Below are 15,181 nucleotides of genomic sequence, written 5' to 3'. Positions count from 1 at the left end.
ATTCATCTGAATAAGTTTGAAATTTATCCCCTTTTTTAACCATAATAAAATCCCCTCCAAGTAAAAGTGTAACATCCATGTTTATTCATGGTCTTTTTACACTGTCTACCTTAAGGGGATAATATCATCTCCCCTTGGAGAGTTTGTCCTTTTTTAATCATATGCATAACTTCTATTCCAACAATCACTTTTTTAGCTGTTTGCAATGATTTTAATCCAAGTATATTGGGGTGCCGCCCCATCGGCATCAAGCTAAGCTTCTTAAGTTCCCCCATAACGAAAAAATGATTTCGCGCCCCTTCATCGACTCGAACACAGCCTATCATTTTAACCGAGAAGACCCCCTCTTCTAAAAGAAGTGAAGGTGGGGGTAGTTCAATAGATTCGCAGTAAAACTAATCTTTTACTTTTTTCTTTTCAGAACTGCATTTTTGAACAAACTTTATCGTCATAAATGTATGACAAATACTCTAGCCGTCGAATTTTATAATTATTAATTACGGAACAATTTCAAAAACAGTACCTTGGTTAAAATCAGTCACTTTCATAGAGCCATAAACCCCTAAATATAGTCTGGTTTGATCCAGATTCGTTCCCAAATTAACATAATAAGCTGGTTGAGACCCAAAATTATAATCGGTTTCAATAACACTAAAGTCATTTGGTTTACAAGCTGTCCTTACCTTTGTATAAGCTAAAACCCCTCTAACCGGAGGCCGAGATTCTTCATACCGGGCAAGATCGGTAAATACAACGCTTCCCGTTAAATTTGGGATTCCATTCCCCATATATGACTGAACTCCTGTAAGTGCAGTTCCCCCAAACTTATCGGGTCGGGGATCTTTATGAAAATAACTAGTTAAAGGCTGAAGACGCCTCACTGAAGTTTGTACTGCTTCATAATAATAAGCAAGTGTTTTCTCATCCAAAGTCGGATTTGCAGAGCAGCCCCTTATAACCGAAGTAGGAAAAGCACCTTCCCACCCTCGCCAGCCAAAGTTTATAAATCCTTCTTGGTCAGGTTTAGAGTTCATTAATGAAGCTTGAATAAGCTGTGTAACCGGTATTGGTTTATAATGAACGAATGAAAAAATCGACTCTACCAAATCCTGTCCGACATTTCCCACATATTTGATATACTGATTATAAAACCTTTGAAATGAAATGCCTGGTATATTACGAACCCCTTTAGCAATTACTGTGAGCGTTTCCTGAATAGGTGCGGGAAGTTCATTAAAACGTGTGACTACAGGTGGATTATAGATAAGTGTATTCTTAACTACATCAATTTCAATTATTTTACCAGATATTTCCATATCATCCTGACTTAAATTAAATGGATCATAGCCTGAACCACCATCCCCTGTTGTTAAAACAAGTTTTCCAGTTTCAGGTGAAAAGTTTAAGCTATTGAAACCATTATGATTAGAAAATGGTCTTCTTAAGTTAAGTAATGTCCGTTGTTTTTGAGGTTGGCCATTCGACTGTAACATCCATTCTTCAACTGTATCAATATGATCATATTGAGTTTCTCTATTTATCCACTTTAGGTTTAAAGTTTTGAGATCACACGGGTTAGGCTTAAAAGATTCAGAAAAAGCTCCTGGACCTTGTGTCCCAGCTACTGAATAATGAAGATAAAACAGACCGTTATAATAAAATTCTGGATGAAATGCTAGCCCTAGCAATCCCCGTTCATCATATCCACTACCAGAATCACCTAGTTTTATGATTCGCGGACGAATATCTAAAAAAGTTCTTAAAACCCCGTTTCCTATGTAAAAGATCTCTCCTACCTGGGTTGCAATAAATAATCTTTCAATTGAGTCACCCGGAAGTATAGCTGTTTTCAAAACAGTGGGTAAATTTATCTTACTTACAATGGGTCGTAAACTAACCTTAACTTTTAGCAACTAACTTTACACTCCCTCTAATTGTTTTCTTTTATAAGAATATGATTAGAACTGTGCTATTAGTATCAAATCAAGGCCGGGGAATTGGGTAAATTAATTTCCTTTTAATATTGGTACGTTTTTGGTAGGTTCTATGTGGATATTAAGATGGATATATGGAAATTTCAAACTGTTTATATTACTCAACTGTTAAGGAAATGTCTGACACAATCTATTCATGAGTAGTCTACAAAACTCCGCGAAGATCCAGCAGTAAAGAAAACTCAATATAAATATTATTGCAATAACCTTTAAATCCATGGTTGTATCAACAGTAGGGCCTAGCACTGGAAAACGGAATACATATAGAATCATCATAATACCCGTAAGTAGACATATTGATGAAAAGGAAACAACCACAATTCTTCTCTTCAATTGTAAAAAGGCCACACCCATCGCTATACCTAATAAACCTGTTGTAAAGGGAAAGATAATTAGTTCACTCGGCTGAATAATAAATAAAAGGAAAATCGTAAGGGTAAAAGAAAGGATTCCCTGGCGGATAGAAAAGCAAGTAGCTAAAAAAATTGGTAATGTCGCTAGAAAACTAATTAGAAAGCCTATACCAGGCATAAAGCCTCCCGCTGATTGAAACATAGTGGCAATTGTACTCAATAAAGCTGTAATAACTAACTTGGTTGCAAGGGCCATTTTTCTTACATGAACATAGTTTGCACCTGTCTCTATCATCGATTGATACCAATAACGAACAAACCGATTGATGAAAACACCCCCAAAAAATATCCAATCCGTCACTTTCTATATTATTCATTCTCTTGCGCTTTATGCGGTATTGCCTGTTAGTAATCAATTGGAACATAACTGACTAGAAACAAATGTTTTAGATACCACAACTATTTCTTTGCCATACCAGTTCGCTTTGTATTCAAGCATTGTCCTGAATTGTGACCAAGATACTTCGCTTATTGCTTTGGCTAACTTGTGGTTTTTTAGCATATATCTCCCACCTGAAATTTGGGTTTCACACCTTCACATTTTTGAGGAAGGAGTCTTCTGTCGGAAAATATAAGAGTCTATTTTGATGATACAGACTTCAAAATAGACTCTTATATTTTTGTAATAGAATTTTTATATATTTATAAATTTGCACTAACGTTGTCTTTCTTTTTCCTCTCTAAAGTATATAAAAATATTTGAAACATCTTGAATGATTGCTGGAATATTGGACTCTGAATAAAAGTGTATAGGAATGTCGCAATAAAAACGGGACCGCCTAGAATATAACCAATTACTAATACAATGCTTTCCACAATAATTCTAGCCCGGCTTACAGATAATCCTGTTTTATCAGAAATAGCAAGCATGAATCCATCCCTTGGTCCTGCACCAATTCCGGCAGCCACATACATACCGCCGCCAATACCTGTAATTATAATTCCAGAAAGTAAAATAAGAAGATTTATCCACAAATAATGTGTGGCATGAGGAAGAATATCTAACCTCAAGAAAAAATCCATAATAGGGCCGATTAGCAGTGCGTTTAAGAATGTTCCTATGTTTATATATTTCGGATCTACTACTAAGGAAACAAGAACAAGAAATAAGCCGCATATAACACTCCATGTACCAATGGTCCATCCAAATCGCTGATAGAGTGCCATATTCAGAACTTCCCATGGATGTAGGCCAAGAAATTTAACCTTTACTGCAATGGCATTGCCGAGCCCGAAGAAAGTTAATCCTAAGAAAAAAAGAAAATACCGAAAAAGTGTTAGCCCCATTTTTAATCCCCCTAATATTATATGTCATTACGTATATTACATGCGGGAATCTAGTTATACAAATGTTTTGTATTTTGATATGAAAATAAATGATTTTTAGCTTTTATGCCTTCAACCAAGAGAGAGCACAAGCTTTTTAATGGGGATGAAATACTAAACGTAATGGGGGTGTGGTGCAACCCTATATATAAATTCGATGAGAGTAAAAACTATGCTATAAATATATTCAATAATATGCATATAATTTGCAGGAAAAAGAATAATGACTGGCGAAATTTTACAACATATGGATTGAAATAAGGAGTCATGTCATATGAATTTAGAAAAAGCAAAACCAGTAAATGAAGAAGTTGCAGAGTTAAAAGAACTTATAAAAGAATTACATGGAAGTGTACATCAACTGCAAAGTGAAGTTCAACAGCTTCGGCATGAAAGACCAGTTATTGAAGTTAAAAAAGGGGTTCAATTATCACCGACAATCGTTGGACAAATTGGCGGTATGATTCTAGGGGCACTGGCAATTATCGGGATATTTTGGTGACAAAAAAGGTTTGCAGCATATCGCTGCAAACCTTTTTACATTAAATAACGTAAATATATATAAGCATGTGATAATAATAATGCAATGATTGTTAACGGAAAACCAATTTTTAAGAAATCAAGGTAAGAAAATCCATGTCCTTCGCGGTTAGCAATCCCAGCAACAACTACGTTTGCTGATGCTCCAATAAGTGTTCCGTTTCCTCCTAAGCAAGCGCCAAGTGATAACGCCCACCATAGTACTTCAATTTGAGGAGAATCAACAGAAAGTCCAAGTCCTGATGCTAAATCTTGAATAAGCGGAATCATCGTTGCGACAAATGGAATATTATCAATAGTAGCTGATGCCACACCTGATACCCATAAGATAAGAATCGCTGCAAAACCGATATCACCATTTGTTACATAGATCACTTCTTTTGCAAGTGATGAAATAAGTCCGATATCAATTAAACCGCCAACAAGAACAAATAATCCAGCAAAGAAGAAAATCGTTACCCATTCTACATGAGCAAATACATCTTCTAATTCATGTTGTTTCACACCAATCAACATGAGAAGTGTTGCGCCAGTCATCGCGATAACTGCGGCATCTACATGAATAATCGAATGAAGAACAAACCCGAGAATTGTCAAACCTAAAATGGAAAGAGATTTTAGGAGTAAGCTTCGGTCACGAATATAGTCCTTTTCATTTAAAGCCATAAGTTTTGTAATTTGTTCAGATGTTGTTTTTAATTTTTTACGATACATCAAATAAATAATGCCTAATGTAACAATGGAAATAATAAGTACAATTGGTGCCAAATTGAGCAAAAAGGCATTAAAATCTAAGTGTTTATTAGCAGATCCAATCATGATGTTTGGAGGATCTCCAATTAGCGTTGCGGTACCACCGATATTTGAAAATAATACTTCCGAAATCAAATAGGGAACAGGTTGCACCTTTAAAATTCGTGTAATCGATAGTGTAACAGGAACGATTAATAAAACGGTTGTTACGTTATCTAAAAATGCAGAACCGACTGCGGTTAATAGGGATAGAAATAATAAAATTCGAATAGGTTTTCCGCCGGCTGCTTTTGCTGCTTTTATGGCCACATATTCAAATACACCAGATTGACTCGTAATATGTACAAGAATCATCATTCCAATTAAAAGGGTTATCGTTTCCCATTGGATATGCGATGTAAAGGCAGTATGTAAGTCTACAATGCCAAAAATAATCATCATAGCAGCACCGAACAGTGCAATTACAGCACGGTTCAATTTTTCAGAAATAATAAATCCGTATGTTACTAAAAATACGGCGATCGCAAAGTAATATTGCCAATTTGCTACTTCATGTGCTGAATGTTCCAACATGTCACCTTCTTTAAAATATGTATTAAATTGTCGAAAATTACCCTCCGCATAACCATTATTGTAGCAAATTCAGTACGAGAAAGAAAACGATATGCAAAAATGAAAAGAGTATTAAATTTCACATACTATATAAAAATAAAAAACAAAATGCAAATTATTATGCAAAGCGAGCTTTGTCCTCTAATATAGAGATAGCAATTTACATTATTTTTGCGTAAAATGGTTTAAAGAGGTGAAATCCGATGGAAATAGTAAAAGATAGTGCTGTTATTCAACATGAAATCGAACGTTTTGTAAATAAAGATGTATATATTCATTTAGAAACGACAAATGGAGCGTATGCTTCACATTTTAATGAAAAAATGATGACAGTCGGAGCATTCATTCGAAATGCAATCATTCGTTTTGAACGCGGGAAAATAACAGGAACAAATCCATACCGAGTTGGTCTTAAAATGGATCATGGTTGGGTATATGCAGAAGGTATTACGCATTGGGAAGTAGACGAGCAAGATCGTTTATTACTAGCGGGACATGACAATAAAGGTCGTTTAGCCGTAGCACTTGAGTTAAGCTTAACACCATTTAAATAAGAAGGAGGGAAACGTATGGAAAGACATGTACTTGTTGTATTTCCGCATCCAGATGACGAATCATTTGCGGCGGGAGGAACAATTAGTTTATTAAGAAAACAGGGAGTACCTGTAACATATGCGTGCGGAACGCTTGGACAAATGGGACGTAATATGGGCAAGAATGTGTTTGCGAACCGTGAAACGATTCCGAATATCCGTGAAAAGGAATTAAAAGATGCGTGCGAAGCGATGGGCATTGAAGATTTAAGAATGCTTGGTTTTCACGATAAAACATTAGAATTTGAAGATGTCGACTTTGTAGCAGATAAAATTGAAACGGTCATTCGCGATGTGCAGCCATCACGAATTATTACATTCTATCCAGAGCACGGTGTTCATCCAGACCATGATGCATTTGGTCGTGCTGTAGTTCGTGCAGTATCGCGTATGCCAAAAGAAACACGTCCGGTCATCCATGCAGTTGCGATTACAAAAAATCGTGAAGAAGTATTAGGGGAACCAGATGTTGTTAACAACATTAGTGAAGCATTTGAACAAAAAATAGCGGCTTTACGTGCGCATCGTTCACAAACAGAAGCGATGTTAGAAGAAACAGAAGTAAAACTGCAAAACAAAGATGCTGCAACATTAAAATGGTTACAAATTGAACAATTTTGGACTTATAAATGGGAGTAGGTTAGAAGAAATTCTTCTAGTCTTCCTTACATACAAAAGCGATGTCACATTGTGGCGTCGTTTTTTCTGTTAGATAGGCACTTCCTGCATGCATACCACATACACTACAGCAAATCTTGAAAAGAGGGGGCAACTATGTATTATTCATATGAAGATGTGTTCGGTTATTTTCGAGATGGTTATGAGATAAGCGGTGATGTGGTTGCATTTGTTGATCCATATGTTGTACAAACATTGCAATCTATAGTTGGAAAAAGAATTGTAGTGGAAACAATTCGTGGCAGTGTAAATGGGACACTAAGAAGTGTAAAGCCAGATCATATTGTATTAGAGGAAAAAGAAATACCTACGTTTGTTCGAGTGCAGCAAATTGTGTGGTTTAAGCCTGAAAAGTAAAGGTGTTTTGTATATAAATACGGATTGAAAAACCGACATATACCATTCTTTTTAGGTGGGAGAGAGGATCCGCTCATGGGTAGAAGTGGTCAGTTCCTTTTTTCGCCCCATGCCATGTGAAAACAGAAGGAGATAATGAGTGAAGACCTTCTTTTATTTTCATAACCGTGACTTATATGTCGAAAAATTAAAATGATATATAGAGACAAATTACGAGAATGAAGCTAAGAACCTACTATTTAACTAGTAGGTTCTTTATATACAAAGACTTATAATATATGTTAATCTTTGTAAAGAGAAGTAATGAAAATAAATGTTAATTCATACCCTCCTATAGGTATTAACATGACACAATCGAGGTGTTTGTTTTGTTGTTTTATGATCGTATTTCGATAATGGCCCCTCCAGTTCCGTAGCGAAGAAAAGCTCTAACTATCTGAGATTTTCTAAGTTATAGGAGGGTATTAGAAAATGAAAAAAGTCTCAGTACCATCATTATGGTTAATGATTATTCTTGTGGCATTCCCACAAATTAGTGAAACAATTTACACACCATCTTTACCAGATATTTCGAAAGCGTTGCATGTCAGTAATAATGCCGTGCAGTTAACTCTAAGTATTTATTTTGCCGGCTTTGCTTTAGGGGTATTTTGCTGGGGATGGCTTTCTGATATAATCGGGCGTCGTCCTGCAATGATCTGGGGAATTGTAACGTATGGTTTAGGTAGTGTATTATGTTACTTAGCAAGTTCAATTGAATTATTGCTACTTAGTCGTTTTGTACAAGCATTTGGAGCGAGTACAGGTTCAGTTGTTACACAAACCATTCTTCGTGAAAGTGTAGATGGGCATAAACGCCATGTCATGTTTGCACAAATTTCAGCAGTTATTGCATTCACACCAGCTATTGGCCCATTAATCGGTGGCTGGATTGATCAAATATTTGGATTTAGAAGTGTTTTTCTTACTTTAGTTGTTATGAGTGTTGGGATATTATTATGTACATTTATAACATTACCAGAAACTCGAACAAATGTAACAACAAATAGAATCAATATTTTTGCTGTAATAAAGCGAATGATACGTGATTCAAAAGTGATGACATTTGGAGTACTTATTGGGGGAACAAACGGTATATTATTTAGCTATTATGCTGAAGCACCGTTCATCTTTATTGAGTATTTTAAGCTATCGCCTGGTGTATTTGGATTTTTAGGTATAGTGGTAGCTTTCGCTTCCGTTATTGGAGCGCAAATTTCAAAACGGTTACTTTTAGCTTATCAACCAGAAAAGATTATTTATAAAGGTTGCATCGTAATGATGGGAGGAGCTACTATTTTATCTATTGTTGCTCTTACTGGAACGAGTGCAAATATGATATATATGAGTCTTTTCCTTATAGCTCTATTTATATTGCTTTTAGGAATAGGCATTGCTTTGCCGAATTGTTTAAGTCTAGCATTAGTAGATTTTCAAGATGTGATTGGAACAGCAGGTGCTATATTTAGTTTAGGATATTATGTAATTGTTACAATTACGATATGGGGGATGAGTCAGTTGCATACAGGTTCTTTACTTGTTATGCCTGTATATTTTCTTCTACTTGTAATTGTGATGACGGTGCTAAGTCGAATGTTTATTTATAATAATAAGATTAAAAAATCTGCTTAAATATAAAACTACAAATATATAAGGCGAAAGGAGTCCCATAGATGAAATGGGACTCTTTTTTTGCTTTGTGTGAAATTATGAATTCACATTGTTAGGAAAAGATTAAAAAAAGGGAAAGGAGTAGTTTTGAACATCCTTCCCCTTTAAGACTAGTATTTAGTATTCATGTAACAAACAAATAAATCAATTTTTTTTGATTTATTTGTTTGATTTATAATGAAACAGTGCATATAATATAAATATCAAAAAAAATTGATGAAAGGAGTGGAAGTATGAAAGAAAACTTTGGACAATTTGAAAAGAAATTTAAAGCTCTTGCAGACACAAAAAGGTTAGAGATTATGTATGAATTATGTCAGCGCGGACAGACATGTGTGTGTGATTTAACAGAGGTATTTGGCATTTCGCAATCTAAACTGTCGTATCATTTAAAAATATTACTTGATGCGAATTTAATTGTAAAAGAAACAAAGGGGACATGGAGTTATTATGATTTAAATGATGAAGAAGTGAATCATTTGTTGGCGGAAGAACTTTGTTGTGTGTTCCGAAAAACTGGCAGAGGTAGTTGCTGCTGAGTTTTTTGTACTATATAAATCAAAAAAAATTGATTAATAAAATTAAGGGAGGAAGAGGATATGCAATATGTACATGTGGGGATCAATGTGACGAATTTGGAAAAGTCAATTGAGTTTTACAGTAAGGTATTTGGAGTAACACCAGTAAAAGTAAAAGAAGATTACGCAAAGTTTCTATTAGAAAGTCCAGCACTAAATTTCACTTTAAATGTAAGAGATGAAGTAAAAGGAAGCCAGGTCAATCATTTTGGTTTCCAAGTAGAGAATCAAGAAGAAATCATCATGAATAAAGAGCGTTTAGAAAAAGAAGGGTTCTTTGCTCGTGAGGAAATGGATACAACTTGTTGCTATGCTGTGCAAGATAAATTTTGGGTGACAGATCCTGATGGGAATGAGTGGGAGTTTTTCTATACGAAGGCTGATAGTGAAGTTCACAAAGTAGAAACGTCTAGTTGTTGTGTAGATTCAACTTCATGTTGCTAAAACGAAAAGGAGAATAACATGAAACGATTATCATTTTTAGATCGATATTTAACCCTTTGGATTTTTGTGGCGATGATAGTGGGAATTGGAATCGGGTATCTATCACCTGGATTTGTGGATGGAATGAATCGTATACAGGTGGGAACAACCTCTATTCCCCTTGCAATTGGATTAATTTTAATGATGTATCCGCCACTTGCAAAAGTCCGTTATGAAGAGATGGGACGTGTTTTTAAAGATGTAAAGGTACTCATCTTATCACTCGTACAAAACTGGATTATTGGGCCAATTCTCATGTTTGCTTTAGCTATTATATTTTTACAGGATAAGCCGGAATATATGGTAGGACTCATCATGATCGGTTTAGCGCGTTGTATTGCGATGGTTATCGTTTGGAATGACTTAGCAAAAGGTGATACAGAGTATGCGGCAGGATTAGTCGCTTTTAATTCTGTATTTCAAATGTTATTTTTCTCAGTGTATGCGTATATGTTTGTGACAGTCATTCCAGAATGGTTAGGAATTGAGGGGGCTGTTGTAGACATTACAATGGCAGAGGTTGCAAAATCAGTCTTTATTTACTTAGGAATTCCGTTCATTGCTGGCATGCTAACGCGCTTGATTTTTGTAAAAGTAAAAGGTAGAGAGTGGTATGAAAAAGTATTCATACCAAAGATTAGTCCAATTACATTAATCGCATTATTATTTACAATCATTGTGATGTTCTCATTAAAAGGTGAAGTCATTGTTAGTGTACCATTCGATGTTGTACGTATCGCGATTCCATTGCTCATTTATTTTGTATTGATGTTCTTTGTTTCTTTCTTTATGGGTAAGAAGATTGGTGCAAGTTATGGGGTAACAACAACATTAGCGTTTACAGCTGGAAGTAATAACTTTGAATTAGCAATCGCTGTAGCTGTAGGGGTATTTGGAATTCAATCTGGAGCAGCATTTGCGGCGGTTATTGGGCCTTTAGTTGAGGTGCCCGTTATGATAGCACTTGTAAATGTAGCACTATGGTTTCAGAAAAAATACTTTCAAAAACAATCATAATAAAGGTGGAATTCACATGGAAAACAAAAAAACAATTTACTTCTTATGCACAGGTAACTCTTGCCGCAGTCAAATTGCTGAAGGATTTGGAAAGAAATATTTAGGTGACAAATGGAATGTATATTCTGCAGGAATCGAAGCACATGGCGTAAATCCAAATGCGATTAAAGCGATGAAAGAAGTAGAAATCGATATTACGAATCAAACATCTGATGTTATTGATCGCGACATTTTAAATAAAGCGGATCTTGTTGTTACACTTTGCGGTCATGCAAATGATGTATGTCCAACTACACCACCACACGTAAAACGTGTTCACTGGGGATTTGATGATCCAGCAGGTCAAGAGTGGTTTGTATTCCAAAGAGTACGTGATCAAATTGGTGAACGCATTAAGAAGTTTGCTGAAACAGGGGAATAATTACTATTATGTCATTATAGAAAAGAGGCTACTCGAAAAAGTTGTTTTTAACGACATTTTCATACAGCCTCTTTCTATTTTTTGCTTTTGTTGCTGTTTGTTACACGCTATATTTTGAATGATTTTTTTAATAGAATCATAAACCAAACTAGGGTAAGACCAATGAGAGAATGAGAGATTCCGATGATATAGGTTAATCCTTTGAAATCAGCCCCATTTAGTTGAAGAAGTCCTCGAGTTGCTAGTGAAGAAAGAGTTAAAATTAATCCAATATTATGGACGATGAACCACGTATTAAACCCCTTCACTTTATGGAATGAAAATGCTTTTGCCAGTGCCAAGGCAATTAAAAAGAATAAAAACCCAAGTACGAGTGTATGCGTATGTAAAAGATTTAGCAACGTAGATCCTAGAATACCCTTTGATTTTGCATATTCCCTAGCGAATACACCTGATAATAAACCGATTATTAAATATACGAATGATGCATAATATAATTTTTTCATTATATCCCTCCTGATGTAGAATCTGTAATGTTGATTTTTGATTCGTAAATTTTTATTGTATTTTCAAATCATGGTAGTCACATAACAAAGACTCCTAGTTTTCCAGGAGTCTTTGTTATAACAGGTTTATAATTATTTTATCATAATTATAGGGTATTTAATTATATGGAATAATTGAAATTTATGTGAACAAAGAGAGTGTATGAAAAACGGATTTATATAAAATGAGGTGGATGTCTACCTGTTTGAAGCATTTGAAACCGGTGGCTATTTGCAGGAGTATTACTGCCCGGAAAAGCCTGATTGGTGAAGGCTGAGAATCAGTGGAGGACGAAGAAATCCTCCACTGATTAAAGTTTCACTTTATATAATATCCCCTTATTTTTCTTGTTTCTTTTCTCCCTTTTCTACATTCCATTCATCGCCCCAGTAAATTGAGATGCCATCGCCATCCTGCATGCTTACATCTTCCGTGGCGTTCAACTCATTTGTGTGTTGGTTTTTTTGGGGTGTTAATTCTTTTTTGGAACGATTTGGCTTATGAGTAGACATATGCATTTTTCCTCCTTAAATTGATAGTTACTTTATACTGGTATTATTTCTCTATTGTGAAGGTTTATACCATTCTTGTTTCTGAACGCTTGGCTAGTCATTTACAAAGAGTACATTAGAATTACTTAAGGAACTTTTCATTGACATAACCAGCGTTCTAGGAATAAAAACAAATTCCCTAAAAAGTCTTCCTTTCCATCTATCTCTTGGAGTAAAATTATTCCTGTGTTTTAATTTTTTGGATAGGGAAAGGGAGTTCTATGAAATCTTTACTAAAAGTAACATGTACAGCATTTTTACTTACAAGTTTAACGGTAGCTTGTAGTGAACAAACTACAACAAAGCAAGAAGTAACTACTCAATCAAAAGAAGTGTCTGAAGAGAACAAAATGGAGAAGGATGCACTACTATATGGAGAAATTGCAAAAGGTGGGTACTACAGAGCAACAGTTGAAAATGCAAAATATGAAAAAGTAGATGGAATAGGGCGTATTGTAGCTCGTGTTACGATTAATAATGCTCGGACTGATGAAAAAGTAATTGATCTTTCAGAAATACAGTATTTTGTTAAAGATGAAAAGACGGAAAAAAAATACGAAGGCCAAGTTATGCCTATGTACGAAGAGAAATTCAAAAGTGTTCCAGCTGGCTACTCTTTAACTTTTGACGTTTCATTTAAGACGGAAAATCCACCAAAGGATTTCAATAACATGTATCTATATATGGATAGTAAGCTTGATCCATTTGGAGATATCCATTGGAAACTTGATAATCTAGTATCTAAATGAAAAGATGTCTAATTTAGACATCTTTTGTTGTTTAAAGAGTTATATATACTATTTATGTTTCATTTATATAATCTTATATTATACAAATGAAACACAGAACCTAATTCTATAATCATAAAAAAATTAGGGTAGAATTAAAAAGGGTGAGCCCGGTACAATACCGAGCCTATGCCAAAAAAGTGGCCTAATGAAGTTACCTAAATTTAGAGGGGCACTTCAACGCTGCAGCGGTTGTTTTTACGGTTTCCTGATCTCATCCCTCTAGATCGTCTTAATTCACTACGCCTTTGCATAGAAGAGATTCCTAACTGTATATCTCTTCTCTAGAATAAATATGGTAATAAATAGGGGTACTATTACTCCTACAATTGTATAAATTATATTTCCGTAATCCATAAATTGAAGAAGGATTTTATTAACTCCTATGTGCATATACATGATAGCCATGCTTTTTTTGTTAATAAGAGAAAAAAGTGATAGGATTTTTACAGATTTCATGAGCTGGAATATCCCGCAATATGCTATGGTCATTACCAGCGGAATTACTATATCCAATCCATAGTGTTCATATGATACATACTTCATACTTAAATGGTAATCCAGCAGATTCATTTCCTGAATCGTAATAAATCCAATTATCAATAGGATACAGAGCCCTGTAAGTATAGAAGGGATTTGTTGTACATATGGTTTCATATAATACCCTATACTATAATATACAAGAGCGAGCATAGATACATCTATATTCCAAGGGATCCATACATGTAGGGAAGGTTCTAAGCCACCCAATGTACCGATATAACTTCCTTCAATATGAGACACTATATATAAGAGTATAATAAACAACAAGCGGGTTTTTGTTCTTTTAAAAATAAGAAATATAACAAGGAATAATACTTGTGTAAAGAACAGACAGGTTACAAACCAAAATACTCCGTAATAGCTTGTAATAAATCTTCCACCAAACAGGACGTTTCCAATGTCTTCTATATACCAACTTAAAGAAACATTCCCTTGTATCAGTTCTTCTGCATAGCGAATGATTGTGAAGAGACCTAAGTACGTTATATAAGGAATGAGAAGGCTATGTGCTCTTCTTTTTAGATAAGGTCCGATTTGTGACCACCGCTTTACCGGCTTAGATACATAACCGCTAAACAAAAAAAAGGCAGGCATATGAAACCAATAGATATAGGTTATAAGGTTGTTATGATTGTAAGCATGTCCTGCAACAACAAGAATCATTGCAAATCCTTTTGCTGAATCAAGCCACAATTCACGTTGTTTATTTATCATGCTTTCACCTCCTGGCTGCAATACCAACATCTATTTTAAAAGGAAGGAAAGCAACTTTTCCAATATGTTATTAGGCTTTAAAATGTTAGTAAGGAAATAGAAACACTGGTAATGAAATAATAATTTTGTAATGTAATAGAAAGAGAAAAATGTATCTGTATTTACACATTCAAAGAAATAAAATGTGGTTTTGTAATGCAATGATACACTTTACCCCGCTATTTTAGGACGATAAGACCCCGACTTCAAAATTCGCTTTGCTTGTGTCCAATGCAAATATAGTCAGTACTTTATTTTGAAACCCAGCATGACTACAAATGGGGATTGGTGCCGCTAATTATAGCGACACTTTTTATTTGAAAAAAGACATTTTACATATTCAGCTTTATAGAAAGTTATCGTGTTGTGAAAAGGTTTAGTATTTTTATACCACTATTTTAGGGCAGTAAGACCCCCACCTTAATATTCAGAGAGAAACAAGGAAGATAGGTGGGAGATAACTGCCCGTAAAAGCCCGATTAGTGAGGGCTAACCATCAGTGGGGGATGAAGCCCCCCACTGATG

17 protein-coding genes and 2 pseudogenes are annotated in these 15,181 nt (G+C 35.0%); 10 read left to right on the top strand and 9 right to left on the bottom strand.

Going from position 1 to position 15,181, the window contains the following annotated elements:
* Window positions 1-110: 110 nt before the first annotated feature.
* From AAIE21_RS29615 to AAIE21_RS13850, 5 genes and pseudogenes are all read right to left on the bottom strand, one after another.
* Window positions 111-227 (bottom strand): annotated as a pseudogene (locus AAIE21_RS29615) (IS6 family transposase); the annotation flags it as partial.
* A gap of 270 nt (window positions 228-497) precedes the next feature.
* Window positions 498-1,913 (bottom strand): PQQ-dependent sugar dehydrogenase, encoded by a 1,416-nt coding sequence (locus AAIE21_RS13865; protein ID WP_343267309.1) that lies wholly within the window; start codon window positions 1,911-1,913, stop codon window positions 498-500.
* Between the two features lie 189 nt (window positions 1,914-2,102).
* Window positions 2,103-2,675 carry a YybS family protein gene (locus AAIE21_RS13860; RefSeq protein ID WP_343267319.1) on the bottom strand — a complete coding sequence of 191 codons (573 nt, stop codon included), beginning with the start codon at window positions 2,673-2,675 and terminating at the stop codon, window positions 2,103-2,105.
* 90 nt (window positions 2,676-2,765) lie between these two features.
* Window positions 2,766-2,909: pseudogene (locus AAIE21_RS13855) on the bottom strand (zinc ribbon domain-containing protein); the annotation flags it as partial.
* A gap of 140 nt (window positions 2,910-3,049) precedes the next feature.
* A complete protein-coding gene (locus AAIE21_RS13850) occupies window positions 3,050-3,694 on the bottom strand; it encodes a YczE/YyaS/YitT family protein (protein ID WP_343267308.1) in 645 nt (214 codons plus the stop codon).
* Between the two features lie 313 nt (window positions 3,695-4,007).
* Here AAIE21_RS13850 and AAIE21_RS13845 point away from each other — a divergent pair, with 313 nt between their 5' ends.
* Window positions 4,008-4,235 (top strand): coiled-coil domain-containing protein, encoded by a 228-nt coding sequence (locus AAIE21_RS13845; protein WP_343267307.1) that lies wholly within the window; start codon window positions 4,008-4,010, stop codon window positions 4,233-4,235.
* A 35-nt stretch (window positions 4,236-4,270) separates the two neighbouring features.
* Here AAIE21_RS13845 and AAIE21_RS13840 read toward each other — a convergent pair whose 3' ends face one another.
* Window positions 4,271-5,596: an ArsB/NhaD family transporter gene (locus AAIE21_RS13840; RefSeq protein WP_343267306.1), complete on the bottom strand. Its 1,326-nt coding sequence runs from the start codon at window positions 5,594-5,596 to the stop codon at window positions 4,271-4,273.
* 245 nt (window positions 5,597-5,841) lie between these two features.
* Between AAIE21_RS13840 and AAIE21_RS13835 the strand changes: the two genes are divergently transcribed.
* From AAIE21_RS13835 to arsC, 8 genes are all read left to right on the top strand, one after another.
* The gene (locus AAIE21_RS13835; protein ID WP_000407035.1) at window positions 5,842-6,192 is read left to right on the top strand and encodes a YojF family protein; all 351 of its coding nucleotides are present in this window, start codon (window positions 5,842-5,844) and stop codon (window positions 6,190-6,192) included.
* 15 nt (window positions 6,193-6,207) lie between these two features.
* Window positions 6,208-6,870 (top strand): bacillithiol biosynthesis deacetylase BshB2, encoded by a 663-nt coding sequence (gene bshB2 / locus AAIE21_RS13830; RefSeq protein ID WP_343267305.1) that lies wholly within the window; start codon window positions 6,208-6,210, stop codon window positions 6,868-6,870.
* Window positions 6,871-7,005: 135 nt separating this feature from the next.
* Window positions 7,006-7,266 carry a YuzF family protein gene (locus AAIE21_RS13825; RefSeq protein ID WP_343267304.1) on the top strand — a complete coding sequence of 87 codons (261 nt, stop codon included), beginning with the start codon at window positions 7,006-7,008 and terminating at the stop codon, window positions 7,264-7,266.
* 471 nt (window positions 7,267-7,737) lie between these two features.
* Window positions 7,738-8,937, top strand: a complete 1,200-nt coding sequence (locus AAIE21_RS13820) for a multidrug effflux MFS transporter (RefSeq protein ID WP_343267303.1) — start codon at window positions 7,738-7,740, stop codon at window positions 8,935-8,937.
* Window positions 8,938-9,209: 272 nt separating this feature from the next.
* The gene (locus tag AAIE21_RS13815) at window positions 9,210-9,515 is read left to right on the top strand and encodes an ArsR/SmtB family transcription factor (protein WP_343267302.1); all 306 of its coding nucleotides are present in this window, start codon (window positions 9,210-9,212) and stop codon (window positions 9,513-9,515) included.
* Window positions 9,516-9,575: 60 nt separating this feature from the next.
* Window positions 9,576-9,998: an ArsI/CadI family heavy metal resistance metalloenzyme gene (locus AAIE21_RS13810; protein ID WP_343267301.1), complete on the top strand. Its 423-nt coding sequence runs from the start codon at window positions 9,576-9,578 to the stop codon at window positions 9,996-9,998.
* Between the two features lie 18 nt (window positions 9,999-10,016).
* On the top strand, window positions 10,017-11,054 hold the full coding sequence (arsB, locus tag AAIE21_RS13805; RefSeq protein ID WP_343267300.1) for an ACR3 family arsenite efflux transporter: 1,038 nt from the start codon (window positions 10,017-10,019) through the stop codon (window positions 11,052-11,054).
* 16 nt (window positions 11,055-11,070) lie between these two features.
* A complete protein-coding gene (gene arsC / locus AAIE21_RS13800; RefSeq protein ID WP_343267299.1) occupies window positions 11,071-11,475 on the top strand; it encodes an arsenate reductase (thioredoxin) in 405 nt (134 codons plus the stop codon).
* Window positions 11,476-11,582: 107 nt separating this feature from the next.
* Here arsC and AAIE21_RS13795 read toward each other — a convergent pair whose 3' ends face one another.
* Both AAIE21_RS13795 and AAIE21_RS13790 read right to left on the bottom strand, forming a co-directional pair.
* A complete protein-coding gene (locus AAIE21_RS13795) occupies window positions 11,583-11,981 on the bottom strand; it encodes a DUF2871 family protein (RefSeq protein WP_343267298.1) in 399 nt (132 codons plus the stop codon).
* Between the two features lie 378 nt (window positions 11,982-12,359).
* Complete coding sequence (locus AAIE21_RS13790; protein WP_343267297.1) at window positions 12,360-12,533, bottom strand: hypothetical protein; 174 nt, start codon at window positions 12,531-12,533, stop codon at window positions 12,360-12,362.
* Window positions 12,534-12,793: 260 nt separating this feature from the next.
* On the opposite strand from AAIE21_RS13790, the gene AAIE21_RS13785 reads away from it, so the two are divergent.
* Window positions 12,794-13,321 carry a hypothetical protein gene (locus AAIE21_RS13785; RefSeq protein ID WP_343267296.1) on the top strand — a complete coding sequence of 176 codons (528 nt, stop codon included), beginning with the start codon at window positions 12,794-12,796 and terminating at the stop codon, window positions 13,319-13,321.
* Between the two features lie 279 nt (window positions 13,322-13,600).
* Here the strand turns inward: AAIE21_RS13785 and AAIE21_RS13780 are convergent, their stop codons facing one another.
* Entirely contained in the window at window positions 13,601-14,617 is a 1,017-nt protein-coding gene (locus AAIE21_RS13780; RefSeq protein ID WP_343267295.1) for an acyltransferase family protein, read from the bottom strand.
* Between the last annotated feature and the right edge of the window lie 564 nt (window positions 14,618-15,181).

Origin of the sequence: Paenibacillus sp. 102 (assembly GCF_039549175.1) — a bacterium.
Lineage (GTDB): Bacteria > Bacillota > Bacilli > Bacillales > Bacillaceae_G > Bacillus_A.
This window is presented reverse-complemented; position numbering and strand designations above follow the sequence as displayed.

Excerpts from the sequence above, each read along its gene's own strand:
- AAIE21_RS13850 (WP_343267308.1), bottom strand. The coding sequence starts at position 3,694 with ATGGGGCTAACACTTTTTCGGTATTTTCTTTTTTTCTTAGGATTAACT.
- AAIE21_RS13845 (WP_343267307.1), top strand. The coding sequence starts at position 4,008 with ATGAATTTAGAAAAAGCAAAACCAGTAAATGAAGAAGTTGCAGAGTTA.
- AAIE21_RS13835 (WP_000407035.1), top strand. The coding sequence starts at position 5,842 with ATGGAAATAGTAAAAGATAGTGCTGTTATTCAACATGAAATCGAACGT.
- bshB2 (WP_343267305.1), top strand. The coding sequence starts at position 6,208 with ATGGAAAGACATGTACTTGTTGTATTTCCGCATCCAGATGACGAATCA.
- AAIE21_RS13825 (WP_343267304.1), top strand. The coding sequence starts at position 7,006 with ATGTATTATTCATATGAAGATGTGTTCGGTTATTTTCGAGATGGTTAT.
- AAIE21_RS13820 (WP_343267303.1), top strand. The coding sequence starts at position 7,738 with ATGAAAAAAGTCTCAGTACCATCATTATGGTTAATGATTATTCTTGTG.
- AAIE21_RS13815 (WP_343267302.1), top strand. The coding sequence starts at position 9,210 with ATGAAAGAAAACTTTGGACAATTTGAAAAGAAATTTAAAGCTCTTGCA.
- AAIE21_RS13810 (WP_343267301.1), top strand. The coding sequence starts at position 9,576 with ATGCAATATGTACATGTGGGGATCAATGTGACGAATTTGGAAAAGTCA.
- arsB (WP_343267300.1), top strand. The coding sequence starts at position 10,017 with ATGAAACGATTATCATTTTTAGATCGATATTTAACCCTTTGGATTTTT.
- arsC (WP_343267299.1), top strand. The coding sequence starts at position 11,071 with ATGGAAAACAAAAAAACAATTTACTTCTTATGCACAGGTAACTCTTGC.
- AAIE21_RS13795 (WP_343267298.1), bottom strand. The coding sequence starts at position 11,981 with ATGAAAAAATTATATTATGCATCATTCGTATATTTAATAATCGGTTTA.
- AAIE21_RS13790 (WP_343267297.1), bottom strand. The coding sequence starts at position 12,533 with ATGTCTACTCATAAGCCAAATCGTTCCAAAAAAGAATTAACACCCCAA.
- AAIE21_RS13785 (WP_343267296.1), top strand. The coding sequence starts at position 12,794 with ATGAAATCTTTACTAAAAGTAACATGTACAGCATTTTTACTTACAAGT.
- AAIE21_RS13780 (WP_343267295.1), bottom strand. The coding sequence starts at position 14,617 with ATGATAAATAAACAACGTGAATTGTGGCTTGATTCAGCAAAAGGATTT.